Origin of the sequence: Pseudomonas sp. TH08 (assembly GCF_016651275.1) — a bacterium.
Classification (GTDB): Bacteria; Pseudomonadota; Gammaproteobacteria; order Pseudomonadales; family Pseudomonadaceae; genus Aquipseudomonas.
The window spans coordinates 209,853-235,547 of sequence record NZ_JAEKEE010000001.1; the positions used below are offsets into that span (position 1 = coordinate 209,853).

Here is a 25,695-nt window from a genome sequence, read left to right on the forward strand (position 1 = left end):
GGATGTACATCTATCGCTTGGTCCTGCTTTTAGTCGTGGGGATCTACCTGTTTTCCCCCGCCATCATGGATTGGTGGATCGACGCTACGGGCGCCTGGTATCGCCCTTATCTGCTCTGGCTGATCCTGATTGTCGTGACCTTCATCCTGCAGAGCCAAAAAGATGCCGATGAGCTTTAGCCTGACCCAGATGATCCTGGTCAGCGCCGCCTACCTGGCGGTGCTGTTCGGCGTAGCCTGGATCAGTGAGCGGGGCATGATCCCGCGCGCAATCATTCGCCACCCGCTGACCTACACCTTGTCGCTGGGGGTTTACGCCAGTGCGTGGGCGTTCTACGGCACGGTCGGCCTCGCTTATCAGTACGGCTACGGCTTTCTGTCCAGTTATCTCGGCGTGTCCGGCGCGTTTCTGCTGGCGCCGGTGCTGCTCTATCCGATTCTGAAGATCACCCGCACGTATCAGCTGTCGTCGTTGGCGGATCTTTTTGCGTTCCGCTTTCGCAGCACCTGGGCCGGCGCGCTGACCACGATCTTCATGCTGATCGGCGTGTTGCCGTTACTGGCGTTGCAGATTCAGGCGGTGGCCGACTCCATCGGCATTCTCACCGGCGAGCCGATTCAGAGCCGCGTGGCACTGGCGTTTTGTGCGCTGATCATTCTGTTCACGATTTTCTTCGGCTCCCGGCATATCGCTACCCGCGAGAAACACGAAGGTCTGGTGTTCGCGATTGCCTTCGAGTCGGTGATCAAACTGATCGCCCTCGGCGGCGTCGGTCTCTATGCGTTGTACGGTGTGTTCGACGGCCCGCAACAGCTTGAGCTGTGGCTGTTACAAAATCAGACTGCTCTCGCCGCACTGCACACGCCGTTGCAGGAAGGCCCATGGCGCACGCTGCTACTGGTGTTCTTCGCCTCGGCGATCGTGATGCCGCACATGTATCACATGACGTTCACCGAGAACCTCAACCCGCGCTCATTGGTCAGTGCGAGTTGGGGCTTGCCGTTGTTCCTGTTGCTGATGAGCCTGGCGGTGCCGCTGATCCTGTGGGCCGGACTCAAGCTCGGCGCCACCACCGACCCGGAATATTTCACTCTCGGCATCGGCATTGCCGCCAACAGCAAGCCGCTGGCCTTGCTGGCTTACGTCGGTGGGCTGTCAGCGGCCAGCGGACTGATCATCGTCACCACCCTGGCGCTGTCGGGCATGGCGCTCAACCATCTGGTGCTACCGCTTTATCAGCCACCCGCCGAAGGCAACATCTACCGCTGGCTGAAGTGGACTCGCCGCGCGCTGATCGTCGCGATCATCATGGCCGGCTTCGGCTTCTACCTTATGCTCGGCGCCGGGCAGGATCTGGCCAACCTCGGCATCGTGGCCTTCGTCGCCACGTTGCAATTCCTTCCCGGCGTGTTGTCAGTGCTGTACTGGCCGACCGCCAACCGTCGCGGTTTCATCGCCGGTCTGCTGGCGGGGATTCTGGTCTGGGTCGTTACCATGCTGTTGCCACTGGTCGGTAATCTGCAGGGCTTCTACATACCGCTGCTGAACATGATTTACGTGCTGGATGACACCAGTTGGCACATGGCGGCCATCGCGTCGCTGGCGGCCAACGTTTTGATGTTCACCCTGATCTCGCTGTTCACCAACGCCAGCCCTGAAGAGGCTTCCGCCGCCGAAGCCTGCGCGGTGGATAACGTCCGTCGCCCACAACGTCGTGAGCTACACGCCGCCTCGCCGCAGGAATTCGCCACGCAGTTGGCCAAACCGCTGGGCGCCAAGGCTGCGCAGAAAGAAGTCGAGCAGGCGCTGCGCGACCTTTATCTGCCGTTCGACGAGCGTCGCCCCTACGCCTTGCGCCGCTTGCGCGACCGCATCGAAGCCAACCTTTCCGGCCTGATGGGCCCGAGCGTGGCGCAAGACATGGTCGAAACCTTCCTGCCGTACAAGGCTGGCGGTGAAAACTATGTGACCGAAGACATTCACTTCATCGAAAGCCGCCTCGAGGATTACCACTCACGCCTTACGGGCCTGGCTGCCGAACTCGACGCCTTGCGTCGTTACCATCGCCAGACCTTGCAGGAACTGCCGATGGGCGTCTGCTCGCTGGCCAAGGATCAAGAGATCCTGATGTGGAACAAGGCCATGGAAGAACTCACCGGAATCGCTGCGCAGCGCGTGGTCGGTTCGCGCTTGAGCACCATTGGTGAACCGTGGAAAGAATTGCTCCAGGGCTTCATCAATCTGCCCGACGAACATTTGCACAAACAGCATTTGGCCCTCGATGGCCAGACCCGGTGGCTGAACCTGCACAAAGCGGCGATTGATGAACCGTTGGCACCGGGTAACAGTGGTCTGGTGTTACTGGTCGAGGATTTGACTGAAACGCAGATGCTCGAAGACAAACTGGTGCACTCCGAGCGTCTGGCGAGCATTGGTCGTCTTGCGGCGGGTGTCGCCCACGAAATCGGTAACCCGATCACCGGCATTGCTTGCCTGGCGCAGAACCTGCGCGAAGAACGCGAAGACGACAGCGAGCTGACGGAAATCAGCGGACAGATCCTCGAACAGACCAAACGCGTCTCGCGCATCGTGCAGTCGTTGATGAGCTTTGCCCACGCCGGTAGCCATCAGCACAGCGACGAGCCGGTTTGCCTGGCGGAAGTGGCGCAGGATGCCATCGGTCTGCTGGCCTTGAACCGGCGCAATTTCGAAGTGCAGTTCTACAACCTTTGTGATCCCGATCACTGGGTCGAAGGCGATCCGCAGCGGCTCGCCCAGGTCTTGATCAATCTGCTTTCAAACGCCCGCGACGCCTCGCCGCCGCACAGCGCGGTACGGGTCAAAAGCGAAGCCGGCGAACACACGGTCGATCTGATCGTCGAGGACGAAGGCAGCGGTATTCCGAAGAACATCATGGACAGATTGTTCGAACCCTTCTTCACCACCAAGGATCCTGGCGAAGGCACCGGTCTGGGCCTTGCACTGGTCTATTCCATCGTTGAAGAGCATTATGGACAAATCACCATCGACAGCCCGGCTGATGTACAAAGCCAACGCGGCACCCGTATCCGGGTGACCTTACCGCGTCATGTCGAAGCGACGTCCGCTGTGAACTGAGACCGTCGAGAGTATCGAATCAATGCCGCACATTTTGATCGTCGAAGACGAAACCATTATCCGCTCCGCCTTGCGCCGCCTGCTGGAACGTAATCAGTATCAGGTCAGCGAAGCCGGTTCAGTGCAGGAAGCACAAGAACGCTTCACCATTCCGACGTTCGATCTGATCGTCAGTGATCTGCGCCTGCCGGGCGCGCCGGGCACCGAGTTGATCAAGCTCGGCCAGGGCACGCCGGTGCTGATCATGACCAGTTACGCCAGCCTGCGCTCGGCGGTCGACTCGATGAAAATGGGCGCGGTCGACTACATCGCCAAGCCGTTCGACCACGATGAAATGCTCCAGGCGGTTGCGCGGATCCTGCGTGATCGCCAATCGACGCCGGCTGTCAGCGAAGTCGTTGCAGGCAAATCGTCCAGTGGCAGCAGCAAAGCCGCGACCGACAACAGTAACGGTGAAATCGGCATTATCGGTTCCTGCCCGCCGATGCAGGATCTCTACAGCAAGATCCGCAAAGTCGCACCGACCGACTCCAATGTGTTGATCCAGGGTGAGTCCGGTACCGGTAAAGAACTGGTAGCCCGCGCCCTGCACAACCTGTCGAAACGCGCCAAGGCACCGATGATCTCGGTGAACTGCGCAGCCATTCCGGAAAGCCTGATCGAATCCGAACTGTTCGGCCACGAGAAAGGTGCGTTCACCGGTGCCAGCGCCGGTCGCGCCGGTCTGGTCGAAGCGGCGGATGGCGGTACTCTGTTCCTCGACGAAATCGGCGAACTGCCGCTGGAAGCCCAGGCGCGCTTGTTGCGCGTGTTGCAGGAAGGCGAAATTCGTCGAGTCGGCTCGGTGCAGTCGCAGAAAGTTGATGTACGCCTTATTGCGGCCACTCACCGGGACCTCAAAAGCCTGGCGAAAATCGGCCAGTTCCGTGAAGACCTTTATTACCGTCTGCACGTGATTGCGCTGAAACTGCCGGCCCTGCGTGAACGCGGCGCCGACGTCAACGAAATCGCCACGGCTTTCCTCGCTCGCCAGAGTGCGCGCATCAACCGTACCGACCTCAAGTTTGCGGCGGATGCCGAACAGGCCATCCGTCACTATTCCTGGCCGGGTAACGTGCGCGAGCTGGAAAACGCCGTCGAACGCGCGGTGATTCTGAGCGAGAGTCCAGAAATCTCTGCGGATCTGTTGGGCATCGACATCGAGCTGAGCGATCTGGACGACGACGAGTTCATCGGCCTGCCGCCACAAACGGCGAGTAACGCCAGTAACAGCAGCCACGAACCGACCGAAGACCTGTCGCTGGAAGACTACTTCCAGCACTTCGTCCTCGAACATCAGGACCACATGACCGAAACCGAACTGGCGCGCAAACTGGGCGTCAGCCGTAAATGTCTGTGGGAACGCCGTCAGCGTCTGGGTATCCCACGGCGCAAGACCGGGGTCGCCAGCGAGAGCTGAACGTTACCTGTCGGGTGTGTGGGTAACGCTTGAAGATGTGAAAAAACTGTTACCTCAGTCGATTCACGTAACAGAAGCCGGGGTTATCGGTAACGAAACCCCGGCTTTTTTTCGCCCTGACAAAACGGTTATATCGACCTAACCCCTTGTTTTATTGGGTTTCGCAAAAGTTGGCACGGCACCTGCTATATGTTTGGTACAAGAACAATAACAAGCAATGCACAAGACAATAAAAATAAGACGAATCGACTCACGCACAATAAAAACAAGACGGCGAGAGGCGCAGCTAACTGATTCTTTTGGAGAGGCGTTGTATTTGGGGCTTGCCCCACGACCAGGCCGAGAACAACAAAAACTGTCCTAAGACAGAGCCTGTACTGGTTGGATCGAGAGATCACTGCAATTCAGCGACCAAAGCAATCCGTTTGCTCTTGGCTCCCGATTGGGAGGGTCACGAAGGAAACGCTTTGTGGCGAGGGCACTCAACAAAAACAAGAAGCCCGAATCAATAATAAAAAGAGCACGCAACTACTTCTTGGGGAGCTTCGGCTCCCCTTGTAGTTTCTCCCTCCCGGCAAAATCCTTCGAATTTCCCTTGCTCGACCCTTGCAGCTTGCGGCTTACAGCTCAAATCTGCCGTGTCCTACACCATCCCCCGACTAAATGCTAGAATCTGCGCCCATCATGCGGTCATTCTTTGGTATGGCCGAACATTCCTTCAAACAGTGCATCCCATGCTGAAGAAGTTGTTCCAGTCATTCCGAACTCCCGTGCGTCGTACGCAACACATCCGCAGCACCCCTGAAGTGCTCAACAGCGGTCAACACTCGCTGCAGAAAACGCAGTTCAGCCGCTACGCGGTGAATATCGTCGAACGCCTGCAAGGTGCCGGTTACCAGGCTTATCTGGTCGGCGGTTGCGTGCGTGACATGCTACTGGGCATTACGCCCAAGGACTTCGACGTCGCCACCAGCGCCACACCCGAGCAAGTCCGCGCCGAATTCCGCAATGCGCGGATTATCGGCCGTCGCTTCAAACTGGTGCATATCCATTTCGGTCGCGAAATCATCGAAGTCGCGACCTTCCGCGCCAATCACCCGCAAAACGAAGACGACGAAGACAGTAACCAGTCTTCGCGCAACGAGAGCGGGCGCATTCTGCGCGACAACGTTTACGGCACCCTGGAAGAAGACGCGCAACGTCGCGACTTCACCATCAACGCGCTGTATTACGATCCGGTCAGCGAGCGCATCCTCGACTACGCCAACGGCGTACACGACATCCGCAATCACCTGATCCGCCTGATCGGCGATCCGAAGCAGCGTTACCAGGAAGATCCGGTGCGCATGCTGCGGGCCGTGCGTTTTGCCGCCAAGCTCAACTTCGGCATCGAAAAGCACACCGTGCAGCCCATTCGCGAACTGGCACCGATGCTGCGCGAGATCCCTTCGGCGCGCCTGTTCGAAGAAGTGCTCAAGCTGTTCCTCTCGGGACACGCCGCAATCACCTTCGAAATGCTCGTCGACCTGCAACTGTTCGCCCCGCTGTTCCCGGCCAGTGCCGATGCGCTGGAACACAACCCGGAATACACCCACACGCTGATCAGTGAAGCGCTGACCAACACCGATCTGCGCATCAAGCAGAATAAACCGGTAACCCCGGCGTTCCTGTTTGCCGCCCTGCTGTGGCCTGCCCTGCCGGCCCGGGTGTTGCGCTTGCAAGAGCGTGGCATGCCACCGATTCCGGCAATGCAGGAAGGCGCCCACGAGCTGATCGCCGAGCAGTGCCAGCGCATCGCGATTCCGAAGCGCTTCACCATGCCGATCCGCGAGATCTGGGACATGCAGGAGCGTCTGCCACGCCGCAGCGGCAAACGTGCCGATCTGTTGCTGGACAACCCGCGTTTCCGCGCCGGTTATGACTTCCTGCTGTTACGTGAAAGCGCTGGCGAGGAGACTGACGGCCTCGGCGAATGGTGGACTGACTATCAGGATGCCAACGAAAGCGAGCGTCGCGACATGATCCGTGACCTCAGCGGCAAGGGTGATGACGCCAGTGGCGCGCCACGCAAACGTCGTCGCAGTGGCGGCTCCAAGCGCAAACGCGCCGGTGCCCCGAGCGCTTCGACAGGCGAGTAAAGGCATGGAACGCATCTACATCGGCATGGGCAGCAACCTTGCTGACCCGGCCGAACAATTGCGCAGCGCCGTCGAGGCGCTGGGGCAATTGCTGCAAACGACCCTCGCCGGTGTTTCAGCCTTCTATCAAAGCGACTCGCTGCTGCCTGGGCAACCGCGTTACACCAACGCGGTCGCGGCGCTCGACAGCGATCTCGCGCCACTGCAATTGCTCGATGCCTTACAGGCGATCGAGAATGACCAGGGCCGCGAACGCGCGGAGCGCTGGGGCCCGCGCACGCTGGATCTGGACATTCTGTTGTTCGGTGATCGACTGATCGACGAACCACGCCTGAAAGTCCCGCATTACCAGATCCAGGAACGCGCGTTTGTGCTGTATCCCCTCGCGGAACTGACGCCGCCAGACCTGCGCCTACCTGACGGTCGTACCCTCCCCGACCTGCTCGCCGCCTGCCTGTTCGTCGGCCTCGAACGCCTGCCGACTGATTGACTGCAATCTCCTGAGCCTTTGTGGCGAGGGGATTTATCCCCGTTGGGTTGCGCAGCAGCCCCAAAAAGGCTGAATGCGATCAGCCTGATGTACCGTGATGGCAGATATAGGGGGCGCTGCGCACCCCAACGGGGATAAATCCCCTCGCCACAAAAGCCCTTTTCCAACAAGGTTTTTGTCGGACAAAAATTCGTCGAATCAGCCCCGCCGCACCGCTGAATCGCATCAGTAACGCCGGTAACACACCCCTCGTAACATTGCGGTAACACACGTAATTGACTTCCTGTTGGCTCATCACGACTATAGGCGTCCCGCTGCCGCCAACCCGGCACATACGGGCGCAAGCCAGGCCTTATAAGCACGACAAAAGAGCGTGCGCCTGAGTAGATGAAGAATCACGCGCGTTACTCGCAGTAGTTTCCAGAGCGCCTGAACGAGGATTTTTTACATGCCAGCCATCACCCTGACCACGCTCCAGAGCCTCAAGCAGAAAGGTGAAAAGATCACCATGCTGACCTGCTATGACGCGACCTTCGCCCACGCCTGTAATCAGGCCGGTGTCGAAGTGCTGCTGGTGGGCGACTCCCTCGGCATGGTCTTGCAAGGTCACGACAGCACGCTGCCGGTGACTACCGCAGAAATGGCCTACCACACTGCCTGCGTCAAACGCGGCAACACCGATGCCTTGATCCTGGCCGACCTGCCGTTCATGGCCAACGCCACCCTTGAACAAACCATGACCAACAGCGCCATGCTGATGCAGGCCGGTGCGCACATGATCAAGGTTGAAGGGGCTCTGTGGCTGGCCGAGTCGATCCGCCTGCTCGCCGAGCGCGGTGTGCCGGTCTGTGCGCACATGGGTCTGACCCCGCAAGCGGTGAACATTCTCGGTGGTTATAAGGTGCAGGGCCGCAACGAGAATCAGGCGCGGCAGATGCGTGCCGACGCGATCTCGCTGGAACAGGCCGGCGCGGCCATGCTGCTGCTGGAATGCGTACCAAGCGAACTGGCCGCGGAAATCAGCCAGGCAGTGAAAATTCCAGTCATCGGCATCGGTGCCGGTAACGCCACCGACGGCCAGGTGCTGGTGATGCACGACATGCTTGGCCTGTCGATCACTGGCCGCGTGCCGAAATTCGTCAAGAATTTCATGCACGGTCAGGACAGCCTCCAGTCCGCACTGAAGGCTTATGTGCGCGAAGTCAAAGCCACCACGTTCCCGGGCATCGAACACGGATTCTCTGCATGAATACTGTCAAAACCGTACGCGAACTGCGCGCTGCCGTCGCCCGCGCCCGTAGCGAAGGCAAGCGCATCGGCTTCGTGCCGACCATGGGCAACCTGCACAGCGGCCATGTCGCACTGGTGACCAAAGCCACGCAACGGGTGGACTTCGTGGTCGCGAGCATTTTCGTCAACCCGCTGCAATTCGGTGCTGGCGAAGACCTCGACAAGTACCCACGCACGCTGGCAGCAGATCAGGAAAAACTGCTGCAAGCAGGTTGCCATTTGCTGTTCGCGCCGACCGTCGACGAGATGTACCCCGACGGCATGGCCGGGCAGACCCGGGTCAGCGTGCCGCAACTGTCCGAAGGCCTGTGCGGCGCCAGCCGTCCGGGGCATTTCGAAGGTGTGGCAACGGTGGTCAGCAAGCTGTTCAACATGGTCCAGCCGGATCTGGCGATTTTCGGCCAGAAGGATTACCAGCAACTGGCGGTGATCCGCGCGCTGGTGCATGACCTGAACATGCCGATCCAGATCATCGGCGAGCCGACCGTGCGTGCTGCCGACGGCTTGGCGCTGTCATCGCGCAATGGTTTCCTCAGCGAGGATCAACGCGCCGTAGCGCCAGTGGTCTACCGCGCCCTGAGCAACATTGCCGAGTCGATCAAGCAAGGCGAACGCGACTTCCCGGCGCTGATCAGCGCACAGTCGCAACAACTGGAAGCCGCAGGCCTGCGCCCGGATTACCTGGAAATCCGCCACGCCCTGACCTTGCGTCCGGCAACGGCTGAAGACCGTGATCTGGTGATTCTGGTGGCCGCCTTCCTCGGCACCACACGGTTGATCGACAACCTGCACCTGAACCTCGACACCCCGAGCTGAAAACACTGCGAAACCCCCTGTAGGAGCGAGCCTGCTCGCGAATGCGATCCGTCAGCTGACAACGATGTCGACTGATCCGACGCATTCGCGAGCAGGCGCGCTCCCACAGGGGGTTTCGGTGTTAGGAAGATTGAGTTTCAGCTGTATTGCTGCTCATAAAGCCTTCGGGCACACTGCCCGCCGTTTGATTCCAACCCGGGAAACTCCTCATGCACGCGATCATGCTCAAGGCCAAACTGCACCGCGCCGAAGTCACCCACGCAGTGCTCGATTACGAAGGTTCGTGCGCCATCGATGGCGAGTGGCTGGACTTGTCCGGCATCCGTGAATACGAGCAGATCCAGATTTACAACGTCGACAACGGCGAGCGTTTCACCACCTACGCGATTCGTGGCGAAGAAGGTTCGCGAATGATTTCGGTGAATGGCGCCGCGGCGCACAAAGCCAAAGTCGGCGACCGGGTGATCATCTGCGCCTACGCGCACTACAGCGAAGCCGAGTTGCTCAACTTCAAACCGCGCATGCTTTACATGGCTGCGGGCAATGAGCTGAGCCACACCAGCAACGCCATTCCTGTTCAGCTCGCCTGAACCTCCTCATCCTCGTCCGTTTGTCGGACTGTTTCTAACCTTGATGTTAAAAAAGTACCGGAAACAGGTCAGACAAAGTCAAGACAGATCGCAGCGCGAGGTTTACTGTATTCGCCCTGCGCCAATAAATCGTGTCGACGCAGTTTGACCCCATGCCCAAACATGGCATGGCGGTCTGTTCAGTGTTCAAAAGGCCGTTCAAGTAAAAAGGAAAACCGCAGCGATGGCGTACTACCGCACTCCTCACGACGTTACCGCTCTGCCCGCCTGGCAAGCGTTGAAAGATCACCGCCAAGCCATGCAGGATTTCAGCATGCGCGAAGCCTTCAACGCCGATCCGCAGCGCTTCAATCAGTTCACCCTGAGCAGCTGCGGACTGTTTCTCGATTATTCGAAGAATTTGATCAACGCCGAGACCCGCAACCTGCTGGTGGGTCTGGCCAATGAAGTCGATTTGAAGGGCGCGATCAAAGCGCTGTTCGACGGCGAAATCGTCAACTCATCCGAAGGCCGACCGGCGCTGCACACAGCCCTGCGCCGTCCAGTGGGCGACAAACTGTCGGTCAATGGCGTCAACGTGATGCCGGAAGTGCACAAGGTGCTCAACCAGATCACTGATCTGGTTGGCCGTATTCACGACGGTCTGTGGCGCGGTTACACCGAGAAGCCGATCACCGACGTGGTGAACATCGGTATCGGTGGCTCGTTCCTCGGCCCCGAGCTGGTTTCCGAAGCGCTGCTGTCCTACGCGCAAAAAGGCGTGCGTTGCCACTATCTGGCGAACATTGACGGCAGTGAGTTTCACGAACTGACGCAAAAGCTGCGCGCCGAAACCACGCTGTTCATCGTTTCGTCGAAATCGTTCAACACCCTCGAAACCCTGAAGAATGCTCAGGCCGCTCGCGCCTGGTACCTGGCTCAGGGCGGTTCTGAGGCCGAGCTGTATCGCCACTTCATCGCCGTATCGAGCAACAACGCGGCCGCCGTGGCGTTCGGTATCCGCGAAGAAAACATCTTCCCGATGTGGGACTGGGTCGGCGGTCGTTACTCGCTGTGGTCGGCCATCGGTTTGCCGATCGCCCTGGCCATCGGCATGTCCAACTTCAAGGAACTGCTGTCCGGTGCCTTCACCATGGACCAGCATTTCCAGACCGCGCCGTTCGAACAGAACATGCCGGTGCTGCTGGCCCTGCTCGGCGTCTGGTACGGCAACTTCTGGGGCGCGCAAAGCCACGCAATCCTGCCGTACGATCACTACCTGCGCAACATCACCAAGCACTTGCAACAGCTGGACATGGAGTCCAACGGCAAGAGCGTGCGTCAGGACGGCACCCCGGTGTCGACCGATACCGGGCCGGTGATCTGGGGTGGTGTCGGCTGCAACGGTCAGCACGCTTACCACCAGTTGCTGCACCAAGGCACCCAACTGATCCCGGCCGACTTCATCGTGCCGATCGTCAGCTTCAACCCGGTATCCGACCACCATCAGTGGCTGTACGCCAACTGCCTGTCGCAGAGCCAGGCACTGATGCTCGGCAAGACGTTGCCGGAAGCCGAGGCCGAACTGCGCGACAAAGGCATGAGCGAAGAGCAAGTGCACAAACTGGCACCGCACAAGGTGATCCCGGGCAACCGTCCGAGCAACACCCTGGTGGTCGAACGCATCAGCCCACGTCGTCTCGGCGCGCTGGTTGCCATGTATGAACACAAAGTGTTCGTGCAAAGCGTAGTCTGGGGCATCAACGCCTTCGACCAGTGGGGCGTGGAGCTGGGCAAGGAATTGGGCAAAGGCGTTTACAACCGCCTGGTCGGCAGCGATGAGAGCAACGCTGACGATGCGTCCACTCAGGGCCTGATCAACTACTTCCGCGGTCGTCACCGCGGTTGATGTGAATGGGGTGCCCACAATTCCAGTGGGCAACCCATATTCAATGTGGGAGCGAGCCTGCTCGCGAATGCGGCGTGTCATTCAACATCTGTGTTGACTGAACCACCGCTTTCGCGAGCAAGCTCGGCTCCTACAGTTGTTTTGGGGGGCATTCAACATCAGGTTCAGCCATCGGAATGCTGATCCGGCTTGAACCCTTTGCCCTCTCGGCGCATCTTTATTCCTGTCGCACAACAAGAATAAGGAACCGTCATGTTCGATATCAGCACGTTCCCCAAAGCCGATGCCGTCCGCCGGGCTGCTCAGTTGAGTCAGGACGACTATCAGCGCCTGTACCGCGAATCCATTGAACACCCCGGCACCTTCTGGGCCGAACAAGCCACCCGCTTCCTCGACTGGAGCACGCCGTGGCAAACCGTTCAGCGCTACGACCTGAAAACCGGTGAGGCCGCCTGGTTTGCCGGCGGCAAGCTGAACGTCAGTTACAACTGCATCGACCGCCACCTCGAACAACGCGGCGATCAGACTGCCCTCCTTTGGGAAGGCGACGACCCTGCCGAATCAGCGCAAATCACTTATAAAAAACTCCACCACCATGTCTGCCGTCTGGCCAATGTGCTGAAAAGCCGTGGCGTGAAGAAAGGCGACCGGGTGTGCATCTACATGCCGATGATCCCCGAAGCCGCATACGCCATGCTCGCTTGCGCGCGGATTGGCGCGATTCATTCGGTAGTGTTTGGCGGCTTCTCCCCAGACTCGCTGCGTGACCGCATTCTCGATGCCGATTGCCGCACAGTGATCACTGCCGATGAAGGCGTGCGCGGCGGCAAGTTCGTGCCGTTGAAACAGAATGTCGACAAAGCCCTGCAAAGTTGCCCGGACGTCAGCACCGTCGTGGTGGTCGAACGCAGCCAAGGCAACGTCGACTGGATCGAGGGCCGCGACCTCTGGTATCACCAGGCCGTGCGCGACGTCAGCGACGATTGTCCGCCAGAACCGATGGACGCCGAAGACCCGCTGTTCATCCTCTACACCTCCGGCAGCACGGGTAAACCCAAAGGCGTTTTGCACACCACTGGCGGCTACCTGCTGCAAGCGGCAATGACCTTCAAGTACGTGCTCGATTACCGCGATGGCGAGGTGTTCTGGTGCACCGCCGACGTCGGCTGGGTCACCGGCCACAGCTACATCGTCTACGGCCCGCTGGCCAACGGCGCGACCACGTTGATGTTCGAAGGCGTGCCGAGTTATCCGAGCAGCTCACGATTCTGGCAGGTGATTGATAAACACAAGGTCAACATTTTCTATACCGCACCGACCGCCCTGCGCGCGTTGATGCGCGAAGGTGCCGAACCGTTGAAGGAAACGTCGCGCGCCAGCCTCAGACTACTCGGCAGCGTCGGTGAGCCAATCAACCCGGAAGCGTGGGAATGGTATTTCAATGTGGTTGGCGAACAGCGCTGCCCCATCGTCGACACCTGGTGGCAGACCGAAACCGGCGGCATCATGCTCAGCCCGCTGGTCAGCGCGCAGCGGATCAAACCGGGCTGCGCCACCCAGCCAATGTTCGGCGTGCAACCGGTGCTACTTGACGAGCAAGGCAAGGAAATCAAAGGCGCCGGCAGCGGCGTGCTCGCCATCAAATCCAGCTGGCCGGCGCAGATTCGCAGCGTCTACGGCGACCCGCAGCGAATGGTCGACACTTATTTCAAACCCTACCCCGGCTATTACTTCACCGGCGACGGCGCGCGCCGCGACGAGGACGGTGACTACTGGATCACCGGGCGCATCGACGACGTGATCAACGTCTCCGGCCATCGCATCGGCACCGCCGAAGTGGAAAGCGCGTTGGTGCTGCACGACAGCATCGCCGAGGCCGCAGTGGTCGGTTATCCCCATGACGTCAAAGGCCAGGGCATCTACGCCTTCGTCACGCCCATGAATGGCGCCGAACCGAGTGATGACCTGAAGAAAGAATTGCTGGCCCACGTCAGCAAGGAAATCGGCAGCTTCGCCAAACCGGATCTGATCCAATGGGCGCCGGCCTTGCCGAAAACCCGCTCAGGCAAGATCATGCGGCGCATTCTGCGCAAGATCGCCTGCAACGAACTCGACAGCCTCGGCGACACTTCGACCCTGGCCGATCCGAGCGTGGTACAGGGCCTGATCGACAAGCGCCTCAATCAGTAACATTGCGGGCGCGCTCAACCGATCGCGCCCGCCCTTCAGCACTGAGTGGTCATGGAATTCATCCGCAGCCGTATCGAAAACCAACTCATGAGTCTGACCGGGCTGTCGCTCGGTCAACTCGACCTGGAAAACCCCAAGGGTGATCCCGGCCTGTTCGGCCCCGACTCCGTCAGTTGGCAGGTGCACGGTGACTTCAGCAGCATGTTGATCGGCGGTATCAGCGCGCTGTTGCTGCAAGCGCTGCATCCGCTGGCGCTGGCCGGGGTTTGGGATCATTCGAACTTTCGCCAGGATATGCTCGGGCGTTTGCGCCGCACCAGTCAGTTCGTCTCCGGCACCACGTTTGGCTCGCGCCGGGATGCTGATTGGCTGATCGAGAAAGTCCGCACTATTCACCTGCAAGTGGTCGGTACCGCACCCGATGGCCGGCCCTATGCGGCCAGCGATCCCGACTTGCTGACGTGGGTGCATGTGGCGGAGGTCAGCAACTTCCTTGCGGCGCATTTGCGCTATCGCAACCCGCAGTTGTCGTTGCTGGATCAAGATCGTTATTACGCGGAAATCGCTATCGTCGCTGAGCGTCTGGGCGCACGCGATGTGCCGAAATCGCGACAAGCTGTGGCCGATTACCTGCAACACATGCGCCCCCAGTTGCTGTGTGATCAACGCAGTCGTGAAGTGTTGCGCTTGTTACTGGCCGCGCCAGCGCCGAGCGTTCTGGCGCGACCGTTTGGCGATCTGATGATGAAGGCAGGAATTGATCTGCTGCCGGACTGGGCCAGTGACATGCTCGACGTCCGCCAGAGCTCGCTGCAACGCCAGTTGATTCGCGCTAGCGTCAAACGCAGCGCACCGATGCTGCGCTGGGCAATGCGCAATGGCTCGGTGCAACGGGCGAAGCGCAGGATGGGCCTGTTGACCTAAAAGCTTCGCGAGAGGCTCGCTCCCACATTTGGAGTGCATTCCCATGTGGGAGCGAGCCTGCTCGCGACGGCCGCAACTCGATTGCCCGCCAAGCTGCTAAACTCCCGCGCCCCAATTCTCACCAGCAAGGCGCCCGCATGTCTTCCTTGAATCAGGCGCTGCGCGCCGCCCTCGATCAACGCCAGGACTTGCTCGCCGAGCTGCACAGCCAGGGCACCGATTGCTATCGGTTGTTCCATGGCAGCCAGGAAGGCGCCGGTGGCCTGACCATCGACCGCTACGGCCCGCAACTGCTGGTACAGAGCTTTCACCAGACGCTGGAGCGCGACGATCTGCTGCAACTGCACGCCATGGTCAATCAAACCCTGGGGCTCGAAACGCTGCTGGTCTACAACGATCGCTCCCGTGGCAACTCGCGCATCGACCGTGAAGACAACGTCTATAAAGCCGACGATGCTGCACTGGCTGATCTGGTCGGTCACGAATGGGGCCTGAACTACCGCGTACGCGGGCGTCATGCGGGGCAGGATCCACTGCTGTTCCTCGACCTGCGCAACACCCGCGGCTGGGTCAAGGACCACGCCAAGGGCAAATCCGTGCTCAACCTGTTCGCCTACACCTGCGGCGTCGGCCTCAGTGCTGCGGCCGGGGGTGCGCGTGAGGTGTGTAACCTGGATTTCGCCGAAGGCAATCTGGCAGTCGGTCGTGAAAACGGCCTGCTCAACCCGACATTGCCGCCGATGGAGTTCATCCAGTCCGACTACTTTCCGGCCATCCGCCAACTCGCCGGCCTGCCGATCAGCCAGCGGCGCGGGCAGAAACTGCCAAGCTATCAGCGCCTCGAACAGCGTCAATACGATCTGGTGCTGCTCGATCCACCGGCCTGGGCCAAAAGTGCATTCGGCACCGTCGACCTGCTGCGCGACTATCAGAGCCTGCTCAAACCCGCCCTGCTGACCACCGCCGACAACGGCGTGCTGATCTGCTGCAACAACCTGGCGAAAGTCAGCATGGACGACTGGCGCGAACAAGTGCTGCGCTGCGCCGAGAAGGCCGGCCGCCCGGTGCGCGAGTGGAGCGTGATGACGCCCGGCGCCGACTTCCCGTCGATGGACCAGCAGCCACCCCTGAAAACCCTCATCCTGCAGCTCTGAGCCCTCCCGCGCGGCTGACAACCATCCGATGTGGGAGCGAGCCTGCTCGCGAAAGCGGTGTATCAACAGCAGATATAGCGACTGATACAACGCCTTCGCGAGCAGGCTCGCTCCCACATGTTATTTGTTCCTACAGAAGAATCTGAACAATCCTGTCCCACACCAGGCACTTCGGAACCAGAATCGCGTGCCATACTCCAAGGCACTCCGATTCAGACAGATGAAGCCGCACATGCCCAAAGGATTGATTCGCGCGATAGGCGCCTTGTTGACTGCTCTGGCCCTTTACAGCCTGCTGGGGTTTCTGATTTTGCCGGGCATCGCCCTGCGCATAGCCAACCAGCAACTGGCCAATTACGCGACGGTGCCCGCGCATCTGCAGCGTATCGAGCTCAACCCGTTCAGCCTTGAAGTCACGCTGTGGGGGCTGGTCATTGGCGAGCCGGGTAAGGAACAGGTCGGTTTCGAGCGACTGTACGCCAACCTGCAACTCGACAGCCTGTGGACAAAAGCCCTGCACCTGTCCGATATCGAACTGGAAAAATCCAAAACCGAAATCGTCTTTGGCAAAGACGGCAAGCTCAACCTGCTAAGCCTGTTCAAGCTTCCAGCCAGCGAGCCGACCCCGACCGATCCGAACGCCAAACCTTTCCCGCTGCGCATTGATCGCATCAAACTGGCCGGCGGCATGCTGCACTTCCAGGATGCACGGCCAAGCGAGCCGATCGAATTCCTTTACGACAAACTCGATTTCGAGTTGAAAAACCTCAGCACCCTGCCCGAAGACAGCGCCGATATGACGCTGGTCGCCGCCGGTCCGGCGGGTGGGCAGATCGACTGGAAAGGCAACTTCAGCCTGATCCCGTTCACCTCCGAAGGCACGCTGAAAGTTACCGACGGCAGGATGAAAGCTTTCTGGCCTTACGTGCGTGATTCTGTGCCATTGGTGCTCGAAGACGGCGTGATCAGCCTCAGCACCGAATACAAACTCAATCTGTCGAAAGAAACCGAACTGCTGCTCAATAACGTCGCGGTGAGCATTGCGCCTTTCGCGATCAAGGCGCCGGACGGTCGCCCACTGGCGAAACTCGAACGCCTCGATGTCAGCGAAACCAGCGTTGATCTGGCCAAACAACAAGTGGTGGTCGGCAAGATCCGTAGCCAGAAGCTCGAAACCTGGGCCGCGCTTGAAGCCGACGGCCAACTGGACTGGCAAAAACTGTTCGCCAGTCAACCGTCGAAACCGGCAGCCAAAGCCGCCGCCGAACCAGCCAGTACTCCAGCGGCCGCAGACTCGCCGAAAGCTGAACCGACGGCGCCGAGCAAACCCTGGCAAGTGCTGCTCAAAGACGTGCAATTGCGCAACTACACCGTGCATCTCGCCGACCGTTCGGCAACGCCTGCAGTCGCGCTGGACATCACCCCGCTGAACGTCAACCTGCAGGATTTCGACAGCCTCAACGGCTCGCCCTTCAAGCTCAAGCTCGACAGCGGGCTGGGCAAGCAAGGCAAGATCAGCGCCGATGGCACGGTCAACCTCGCCCCGGTCAACGCTCAGCTCAACGTCAAAACCCAGGACATCGACCTGCGTGTCGCACAGTCGTACATCAATCCGTTCATTCGCCTCGAACTGCGCAGCGGCATGCTGGGCAGTGACCTCAAGGTCAATCTGAAAAGTACCGCGCCGCTGGCCCTCAGCGTGACCGGACGTGCGCAGATCGATCAACTGCACACCCTCGACACCCTGAAAACCCGCGACTTCCTCAAATGGCAGCAAGTGGTGGTGGAAGGCCTGAACTATCAGCACGGCGACAGCCTGTCGATCGACAAGGTCAACCTGTTCCAGCCGTATGTGCGCTTCATGATCAACGATGACCGCACCACCAACATCGATGACCTGCTGATTCCACAGCCTGCCGACAGCGGAGCAAAAACCGCCGCGGCCAAACCGGCCAGCAAAGACAAGCCGTTGGGCATTCACATCGGCGGCATCGCCATCAATGACGGTTCCGCCAACTTCGCCGACTTCAGCCTGACGCCGAACTTCGCCACCGCCGTCCAGCAACTTAACGGCCAGATCGGCACCATCGACAGTCGTCAGACGAAACCAGCCAGCGTCGACATCAATGGCAAGGTCGACCGCTATGCACCAGTGACCATCAAGGGCGCGGTCAATCCATTCGACCCGATGGCCAGCCTCGATATCACCACCAGTTTCAAACGGGTCGAACTGACCACCCTGACGCCCTATTCCGGCAAGTTCGCCGGTTACCGCATCCGCAAGGGCCGGCTCAATCTCGACCTGCATTACCTGATCACCAAGGGCCAGCTCAAAGCCGAGAACAAAGTGGTGGTCGAGCAACTGCAACTCGGCGAGAAAGTCGACAGCCCGGATGCCGTCAGCTTGCCGCTGAAACTGGCGATCGCCTTGCTCAAGGACGTCGACGGCAAGATCTCCATCGAACTGCCGGTGACCGGCGACTTGAACAACCCGCAGTTCAGCGTGATGCCGATTGTCTGGCAGACCCTGCGCAACCTCATCGTCAAAGCTGCAGCCGCCCCATTCAAACTGATTGGCGGACTGATTAGCGGCGGCGGTTCCGAAGACCTCGGGACGGTGTCCTTCGCGCCTGGCTCAAGTGACTTGAGCAAGGATGCCCAAGGTGCGCTGGACAAGTTGTCCCAAGCGCTCAAGGCACGTCCGGCCCTGCGCCTGGAAATCGAAGGCACTGCCGCGAAAAGCAGCGACGGCCCATTGCTCGCCGAACAGCGTCTGGAACGTGAATATCAGTACAACTACTACAAGATGCTCCAGCGTCGCGGCGACAAGGTGCCGGCCCAGGCATCGTTGCTGCAGGTGCCGGACGGCGAAAAAGGCCCGCTGCTTGAAGGCATCTACCGCACCCGCCTGAAAACTCAGCCTCCGGCCGAATGGAAGGATCTGGGCAAGGAAGAACGCACGGCGAAAATGCGCGCAGGCGTGATCAGCTTCTGGAGCGGCAGCGATGTATTGCTGCGTCAGTTGGGTCAGGATCGCGCCAGCAGCATCAAGGACTATCTGGTCGACAAAGGCCAGTTGGCGGACGACCGCGTGTATTTCATCGACGCCAACCTTGGCGAGTCTGAAAGCGATGGTCGTGTAGTGACACAAATGCACCTGGATGCCGAGTGATGAAGCGCCAATGGCTGGCCGCGCTGACACTGAGCTTCGCTGCCGGCCATGCCGTGGCGTCCGACACGCTGCGCTGTGGCAGCCAATTGATCAGCCTCGGCGATCGCTCCAGCGAAGTGCTGCAAAAGTGTGGCGAACCAGTCAGCCGCGACGTGCTGGGCTACAAGCGTAGCGCCAATCGCCGGGAAGAGTTCCAGGTCGAGGAGTGGACGTACGGGCCGAGCAACGGCATGTACCAATACCTGCGCTTTGAAGGCAATCGCCTGCGGCAGATCAACAGCAAACGCGGTAACTGAAAGATCAAAAGATCGCAGCCTGCGGCAGATCCTACAGGGATCGTATCCCATGTAGCAGCTGCCGCAGGCTGCGATCTTTGCTTCCACACAATAAAACAGGCCCCGACACGAATGGCGGGGCCTGTAATGGTCACTTCCGTGTGACCGTTCGCATGAACTCTAAAGTGGCGGCAGACGTATTGCTCGGCCCGTCTGTCGCGCCTTCTCCCGGTCCAGGCGAGAAGTCATGCCTTACTCGGCTTTCAGGCCGTCAGCGGAGACCGCTTTGACGCCTTTGATTTTCTTGGTGATGTTCACCGCGGTGGTTTTCTGAGCTTCGGTGATAGCTACAGTCGACGACAGCGATACCACACCTTTGTTGGTTTCTACTTTGATGTCGGTGCCTGGGATGCCTTTTTCGGTAACCAGGTCGCTTTTGACTTTGGTAGTGATCCAGGTATCGGAAGTAGTTTCTTTAGCCTTGGTCATTTCACCGGCGGCCAGAGTCATTGGAGCCTGGGTAGCCTGGGTGGATTGTGCAAACGCACCGGAAGCCATGGTCAGGGTCAGCGCGGTAGCAGCAGCGGCAGTGATAGCGAACTTCTTCATACGAGTAACTCCTGTTTTTCTGGAAAGTCTGCTGCGTGTCTTGTCAGCAGGGTTACTGGATATATTGCGAACGCTGTGCCAACTTTTTAAAACACATAAAATCCTTATAAATCAATACCTTATAAATAATGCAAATTTCCGGATTCATGCAAATTGCATGACATGTGCAAAATTCACATGCAAGTTGCGGTTTTTCGGAAAGTTCCTAAGGCGCTGAAATTATTGAAGCTTTTGTGAAGCGTCAGACAATGAAAAATGCCCCGCATTGCGGGGCATTTATTGCTCAGACAAGACCTGACATTACGTACCGCTGGCAGTACAGCCCTTTGGCGAGTAGTCCGCGTTAACGGTCGTAGCACAGCTCCAAACGCCCGACGTACTGCCTGTTGCAGCACCGGTACGGGTGAGCGTGATCGTTTTACCCAATACCGGCCCTGGAGCGGCAACCAGCGTGCAGGTAATCGAACCGGCACCGGTCGAAGCCGTGCCCGAAGCCGCCAGTGTGCAGTTGGAAGTAGTCGCGGTAGCGCTACCCGCGACCAGCGTCAGCGTTGGATCGGTACCTTGGTTGATGGTGTCCTCGAACGGCACTTTCAGGGCGCTGACTTCCGCCAGGCCGGCCGTCACTTTCGAGCGCGCCTGATATTTGGTGTACTGCGGCAACGCAATCGTCGCCAGAATGCCGATGATCGCGACGACGATCAGCAGCTCGATCAGGGTAAAACCTTGTTGTTTTTTCATAGACACGCTCCATGCATGAGTCGAAATCTCATGATCTGCAAAGGACGCAGCATAGCCCATGCCAACGCCTTCAGGCCCTGAGCAGTGGGCGCCGATACCGCGCTCCGCCCTTTCCTACAACCTGTAACCGCACTATCTGACACTTTTTGTCACCTGTACCCGCCGTGTTTGGCGCTGTCACTTGACTAGGCTATAAGTCATGAACTGCAAGCGTGCGGAATCCCCATGAATGACATCGCTCTGAGCGGTCTGGCCAAACAATTGGTGCAGGCTGAACTGCTGACGGAAAAAAGTGCACAACAAGCCTGGCAACAGGCCCAGCGCAATCGCCTGTCGCTGGTCAGTTATCTGGTGCAGAACAAACTGGTGAAAGGCTGGCAGGTGGCCGAGATCGCGTCAGAGCATTTCGGCATGGCGTTTCTCGACCTCAACTGCCTGGACAAGGAAACCCAGCCCAAAGGCCTGGTCAGCGAAAAACTGGTGCGCCAACACCACGCCCTGCCCCTGTGGCGGCGTGGCAACAAACTGTTCGTGGGCATATCCGATCCGAGCAATCACCAGGCGATCAACGACATCCAGTTCAGCACCGGGCTGAGCACCGAAGCCATTCTGGTCGAAGACGACAAACTCACCGATGCCATCGAAAAGTTCTTCGACACCCATGCCAGTGGTCTCGAGGAGATGGCCGACGTTGACCTCGACGGTGTCGATGTCCAGTCCATCGACGACGGCAGAGAGGATGCCATCGGCGTCATCGACGCCGATGATGCGCCGGTGGTGCGCTTCGTCCACAAGATGCTGCTGGATGCGATCAAAAGCGGCTCTTCCGACCTGCACTTCGAACCCTACGAAAAAAACTACCGCGTGCGGGTACGCACCGACGGCATTCTGCGCGAGGTGGCCAAACCACCGATTCAACTGGCCGGGCGCATTGCTGCGCGCCTGAAAGTCATGGCCAGCCTCGACATTTCCGAGCGACGCAAACCGCAGGACGGGCGAATAAAGATGCGCCTGTCAAAGAGCAAGTCGATCGACTTCCGGGTCAACACCCTGCCCACTCTGTGGGGCGAAAAAGTGGTGATCCGGATTCTCGACCCGTCCAGCGCGCAAATCGGCATTGATGCGCTCGGTTACGAGCCGGCGCAAAAAGATTTGTACATGGCCGCGCTCAAGCAGCCGCAAGGCATGATTCTGGTCACCGGCCCCACCGGGTCAGGGAAAACCGTGTCGCTGTACACCGGGCTTAATATTCTCAATACCGTCGACATCAACATCTCCACCGCCGAAGACCCGGTAGAGATCAACATGGAAGGTATCAACCAGGTCAACGTCAATCCCAAACAAGGACTCGACTTTGCTCAGGCCCTGCGCTCGTTCCTGCGTCAGGATCCGGACGTGATCATGGTCGGTGAGATCCGTGATCTGGAAACCGCCGAGATCGCCATCAAAGCGGCGCAAACCGGTCACCTCGTGCTCTCGACCCTGCACACCAACAGCGCCGCAGAAACCCTGACACGCTTGCATAATATGGGCATTCCCGGCTTCAACATTGCCACCTCGGTCAGCCTGATCATCGCCCAGCGGCTGGCGCGCAAATTATGCAGTCATTGCAAGAAGCCCATCGAAATCCCCCGTGAAGCACTGATCAAGGAAGGTTTCCCCGCGGAACGCATCGGCCATTTCACGATCTACGAGCCGGTCGGTTGCGATCACTGCAACGGCGGCTATAAGGGGCGCGTGGGGATTTATGAAGTGGTGAAGAACACAGCTGAACTGCAACGCCTGATCATGGCCGAAGGCAACTCGCTGGAAATCGACAGCCAGATGCGGCGCGACGGCTTCGACGACTTACGCACCTCAGGGCTGCACAAGGCCATGCAAGGCATCACCAGCCTGGAAGAAATCAACCGGGTCACCAAGGACTGAACATGGCGGTCAAGGCAGCGAAAATCAGCATCTACGCCTGGGAAGGTACCGACAAGAAGGGCAGCAAACTCAGCGGTGAGCTCAGCGGACATAACCCTGCACTGGTCAAGGCGCAGTTGCGCAAACAAGGCATCAATCCGGGCAAGGTACGCAAGAAGTCGGCTTCCTTATTGAGCTTCGGCAAGCGCATCAAGGCGCAGGACATCGCCCTGTTCACCCGGCAAATGGCAACCATGATGAAGGCCGGTGTGCCGCTGCTGCAGTCGTTCGACATCATCGGCGAAGGCTTCGACAACCCGGCCATGCGCAAACTGGTCGATGAGGTAAAACAGGAAGTCGCGGCCGGTAACAGCTTCGCCACGGCGCTGCGCAAGAAGCCGCAGTATTTCGACGAGTTGTATTGCAACCTGGTCGATGCCGGCGAACAGTCCGGTGCGCTCGATACCTTGCTGGAGCGTGTCGCGACCTATAAGGAAAAAAGCGAACGACTCAAAGCCAAGATCAAGAAAGCCATGACCTACCCCACCGCCGTGGTACTGGTGGCGATGGTGGTCACCGGGATTCTGCTGGTGAAAGTGGTGCCGCAATTTCAATCGGTGTTCTCCGGCTTCGGCGCAGAACTGCCGGCGTTCACGCTGATGGTCATCTCGATCTCGGAGTTCATGCAGCAATGGTGGTGGGCCGTACTCGGTGTGGTGATCGCGGCCGTGTTCGGTACTCGCCATGCACTGAAGAAATCCCAGGCGCTACGTGACCGGCGCGACACCTGGCTACTGAAACTGCCGTTGGTGGGCACGCTGATGTACAAGTCCGCCGTGGCGCGATTTGCCCGAACCTTGTCGACCACCTTCGCCGCCGGGGTGCCGTTGGTGGAGGCGCTCGACTCGGTGGCCGGTGCGACCGGCAACGTAGTGTTCAAGCGCGCGGTGCTACGGATTGGCCAGGACGTCGCCACAGGCATGCAGTTGAACTTCTCGATGCGCACCACCGGGGTCTTCCCGAACATGGCGGTACAAATGACCGCCATCGGCGAAGAGTCCGGCGCGCTGGATGAGATGCTCGACAAGGTCGCAGGGTTTTACGAAGAAGAAGTGGATAACATGGTCGACAACCTCACCAGCCTCATGGAGCCGTTCATCATGGTCGTGCTGGGGGTGATCGTCGGCGGGCTGGTCGTGGCCATGTACCTGCCGATCTTCCAACTCGGCTCAGCGATCTGACATGCCTATCGAAGAACTGTTTGCCCTCTATCCTCTGGCCTTTGTCTGTACCGCGCTGCTCCTCGGGCTGGTGGTCGGCAGCTTCCTCAATGTGCTGATCTGGCGCCTGCCGAAAATGCTCGAACGCGATTGGCGCCAGCAGGCCCAGGATGTGCTCGGTTTGCCCGGTGAAACGCCGCAGCCGACCTACAACCTGATGCTGCCCCACTCCGAGTGCCCGCACTGCGCGCACAAGATCCGCCCGTGGGAAAACATTCCGCTGCTCAGTTACCTGTGGTTGCGCGGGCGCTGCTCGGCCTGCGCTGCGCCGATCAGCAAACGTTATCCGCTGACCGAACTGGCCTGCGGCCTGCTCTCGGCATTCATTGCCTGGCATTTCGGTTTTGGCTGGCAGGCTTGCCTGTTGATCTTCCTGACCTGGGGCTTGTTGGCCATGAGTCTGATCGACACCGAGCATCAGTTGCTGCCGGATGTGTTGGTGCTGCCGCTGCTTTGGCTTGGGCTGATCGTCAACAGTTTCGGATTGTTCGTGCCCCTGCACGATGCGTTATGGGGCGCGGTGGCGGGCTACATGGCGCTGTGGTCGGTGTTCTGGCTGTTCAAGTTGCTGACCGGCAAGGACGGCATCGGTCACGGTGATTTCAAGCTGTTGGCACTGTGTGGCGCTTGGGGTGGCTGGCAGATTCTGCCACTGACGATCCTGCTGTCGTCTCTGGTGGGCGCGATCATCGGGGTGATTCTGCTGCGTTTGCGCAAGCAGGAAACCTCGACGCCGATCCCCTTCGGCCCCTATCTGGCAATTGCCGGCTGGATTGCCTTGCTCTGGGGTGGTCAAATAACCGACTTCTATTGGCAGTTTGTCGGTTTGCAATGAATACCCCTGTGAAAAAACCCTGGATACTCGGCCTGACCGGCGGCATCGGCAGCGGCAAAAGCGCGGCAGCCCAGCACTTCATCGACCTTGGCATCCATGTGGTGGACGCTGATCATGCGGCGCGCTGGGTGGTCGAACCGGGGCGCCCGGCGCTGGCAAAAATTGCCGAACACTTCGGCGCCGGTGTCCTGCAAGCCGATGGCACACTCGATCGCGCCGCCCTGCGCAAACTTATTTTTGAAGTGCCTGAAGAGCGCCGCTGGCTCGAAGCACTGCTGCACCCGTTGATCGCCGAGGAAATCGCTCATCACTTGGCGCTGGCAAAATCGCCTTACGCGATTCTGGTTTCGCCGCTGTTGATCGAGTCCGGGCAATACGCGCTGACCCAGCGCATTCTGGTGATCGACGCCCCGCAACAATTGCAGATCGAACGCACCTTGCAGCGTGACCAGACCAGCGAACAGCAGGTTCAAGCAATCCTCAAGGCCCAATCGAGCCGCGAAGACCGTTTGAGCCGTGCCGATGACGTGGTGGTCAACGACCGCGACCTCGCCTGGCTGCACAGCGAAGTCGAACGTCTGCATCACTTTTACCTGACTTTATCCGGAGGCCAAGCATGAGCCAGATTCCCACCGTTGAATGCCCGACCTGCGGCGCGCCCGTCGAATTCACCCCCGAAAACAAGTTTCGGCCGTTCTGCTCCGATCGCTGCAAACTGATCGACCTCGGCGCCTGGGCGTCGGAAGAACACAAGATCCCGGTGGCCCCGGACGCAGAAGACGAGATGTTTTCCGGCGATTTCGATCCACGTCACTGAGGCCG

21 protein-coding genes are annotated in these 25,695 nt (G+C 59.3%); 19 read left to right on the forward strand and 2 right to left on the reverse strand.

Annotated features, from left to right (window positions below; genetic code table 11):
* The first annotated feature begins 2 nt into the window (after nt 1-2).
* The 14 genes from JFT91_RS01025 to JFT91_RS01090 all read left to right on the forward strand — a co-directional run bounded on the left by JFT91_RS01025 (nt 3) and on the right by JFT91_RS01090 (nt 19,524).
* Entirely contained in the window at nt 3-179 is a 177-nt protein-coding gene (locus JFT91_RS01025) for a hypothetical protein (protein WP_003176118.1), read from the forward strand.
* Complete coding sequence (locus JFT91_RS01030; protein WP_201228520.1) at nt 163-3,117, forward strand: sensor histidine kinase; 2,955 nt, start codon at nt 163-165, stop codon at nt 3,115-3,117. The genes JFT91_RS01025 and JFT91_RS01030 overlap by 17 nt, the downstream gene beginning before the upstream one ends.
* 22 nt (nt 3,118-3,139) lie before the next feature.
* Nucleotides 3,140-4,576 (forward strand): sigma-54-dependent transcriptional regulator, encoded by a 1,437-nt coding sequence (locus JFT91_RS01035; protein ID WP_201231356.1) that lies wholly within the window; start codon nt 3,140-3,142, stop codon nt 4,574-4,576.
* 734 nt (nt 4,577-5,310) lie between these two features.
* On the forward strand, nt 5,311-6,714 hold the full coding sequence (locus tag JFT91_RS01040; protein WP_201228522.1) for a polynucleotide adenylyltransferase PcnB: 1,404 nt from the start codon (nt 5,311-5,313) through the stop codon (nt 6,712-6,714).
* Between the two features lie 4 nt (nt 6,715-6,718).
* Entirely contained in the window at nt 6,719-7,204 is a 486-nt protein-coding gene (folK, locus tag JFT91_RS01045; protein ID WP_201231357.1) for a 2-amino-4-hydroxy-6-hydroxymethyldihydropteridine diphosphokinase, read from the forward strand.
* Between the two features lie 448 nt (nt 7,205-7,652).
* Nucleotides 7,653-8,453 (forward strand): 3-methyl-2-oxobutanoate hydroxymethyltransferase, encoded by an 801-nt coding sequence (panB, locus tag JFT91_RS01050; protein WP_201231358.1) that lies wholly within the window; start codon nt 7,653-7,655, stop codon nt 8,451-8,453.
* The gene (panC, locus tag JFT91_RS01055; protein ID WP_201231359.1) at nt 8,450-9,310 is read left to right on the forward strand and encodes a pantoate--beta-alanine ligase; all 861 of its coding nucleotides are present in this window, start codon (nt 8,450-8,452) and stop codon (nt 9,308-9,310) included. The genes panB and panC overlap by 4 nt, the downstream gene beginning before the upstream one ends.
* A 209-nt stretch (nt 9,311-9,519) precedes the next feature.
* Nucleotides 9,520-9,900, forward strand: a complete 381-nt coding sequence (gene panD, locus JFT91_RS01060; protein WP_201147301.1) for an aspartate 1-decarboxylase — start codon at nt 9,520-9,522, stop codon at nt 9,898-9,900.
* Nucleotides 9,901-10,123: 223 nt separating this feature from the next.
* Nucleotides 10,124-11,788: a glucose-6-phosphate isomerase gene (pgi, locus tag JFT91_RS01065; RefSeq protein ID WP_201231360.1), complete on the forward strand. Its 1,665-nt coding sequence runs from the start codon at nt 10,124-10,126 to the stop codon at nt 11,786-11,788.
* A gap of 252 nt (nt 11,789-12,040) precedes the next feature.
* Nucleotides 12,041-13,978: an acetate--CoA ligase gene (acs, locus tag JFT91_RS01070; protein ID WP_201231361.1), complete on the forward strand. Its 1,938-nt coding sequence runs from the start codon at nt 12,041-12,043 to the stop codon at nt 13,976-13,978.
* Between the two features lie 51 nt (nt 13,979-14,029).
* On the forward strand, nt 14,030-14,902 hold the full coding sequence (locus JFT91_RS01075; RefSeq protein ID WP_201231362.1) for an oxygenase MpaB family protein: 873 nt from the start codon (nt 14,030-14,032) through the stop codon (nt 14,900-14,902).
* A 137-nt stretch (nt 14,903-15,039) separates the two neighbouring features.
* Nucleotides 15,040-16,056, forward strand: coding sequence for a class I SAM-dependent rRNA methyltransferase (locus JFT91_RS01080; protein WP_201231363.1), 1,017 nt, complete (start codon nt 15,040-15,042; stop codon nt 16,054-16,056).
* 220 nt (nt 16,057-16,276) lie between these two features.
* Nucleotides 16,277-19,228, forward strand: a complete 2,952-nt coding sequence (locus JFT91_RS01085) for a DUF748 domain-containing protein (protein WP_201231364.1) — start codon at nt 16,277-16,279, stop codon at nt 19,226-19,228.
* Nucleotides 19,228-19,524, forward strand: a complete 297-nt coding sequence (locus tag JFT91_RS01090) for a DUF2845 domain-containing protein (RefSeq protein ID WP_201231365.1) — start codon at nt 19,228-19,230, stop codon at nt 19,522-19,524. Before JFT91_RS01085 ends, JFT91_RS01090 begins: the two co-directional genes overlap by 1 nt.
* Nucleotides 19,525-19,755: 231 nt before the next feature.
* Here JFT91_RS01090 and JFT91_RS01095 read toward each other — a convergent pair whose 3' ends face one another.
* Nucleotides 19,756-20,112 (reverse strand): BON domain-containing protein, encoded by a 357-nt coding sequence (locus JFT91_RS01095; protein WP_016986244.1) that lies wholly within the window; start codon nt 20,110-20,112, stop codon nt 19,756-19,758.
* Nucleotides 20,113-20,412: 300 nt separating this feature from the next.
* On the reverse strand, nt 20,413-20,853 hold the full coding sequence (locus JFT91_RS01100) for a pilin (protein WP_201231366.1): 441 nt from the start codon (nt 20,851-20,853) through the stop codon (nt 20,413-20,415).
* Between the two features lie 225 nt (nt 20,854-21,078).
* Here JFT91_RS01100 and pilB point away from each other — a divergent pair, with 225 nt between their 5' ends.
* The 5 genes from pilB to yacG are packed head-to-tail and all read left to right on the forward strand — an operon-like array spanning nt 21,079 to nt 25,690.
* A complete protein-coding gene (gene pilB / locus JFT91_RS01105; RefSeq protein ID WP_201228533.1) occupies nt 21,079-22,779 on the forward strand; it encodes a type IV-A pilus assembly ATPase PilB in 1,701 nt (566 codons plus the stop codon).
* Between the two features lie 2 nt (nt 22,780-22,781).
* Nucleotides 22,782-23,999: a type II secretion system F family protein gene (locus JFT91_RS01110; RefSeq protein WP_201231367.1), complete on the forward strand. Its 1,218-nt coding sequence runs from the start codon at nt 22,782-22,784 to the stop codon at nt 23,997-23,999.
* Nucleotide 24,000: 1 nt separating this feature from the next.
* Nucleotides 24,001-24,873: a prepilin peptidase gene (locus JFT91_RS01115; RefSeq protein WP_201231368.1), complete on the forward strand. Its 873-nt coding sequence runs from the start codon at nt 24,001-24,003 to the stop codon at nt 24,871-24,873.
* Complete coding sequence (coaE, locus tag JFT91_RS01120) at nt 24,870-25,493, forward strand: dephospho-CoA kinase (RefSeq protein ID WP_201231369.1); 624 nt, start codon at nt 24,870-24,872, stop codon at nt 25,491-25,493. The genes JFT91_RS01115 and coaE overlap by 4 nt, the downstream gene beginning before the upstream one ends.
* Complete coding sequence (gene yacG, locus JFT91_RS01125; protein WP_127651961.1) at nt 25,490-25,690, forward strand: DNA gyrase inhibitor YacG; 201 nt, start codon at nt 25,490-25,492, stop codon at nt 25,688-25,690. Before coaE ends, yacG begins: the two co-directional genes overlap by 4 nt.
* Nucleotides 25,691-25,695 lie beyond the last annotated feature (5 nt).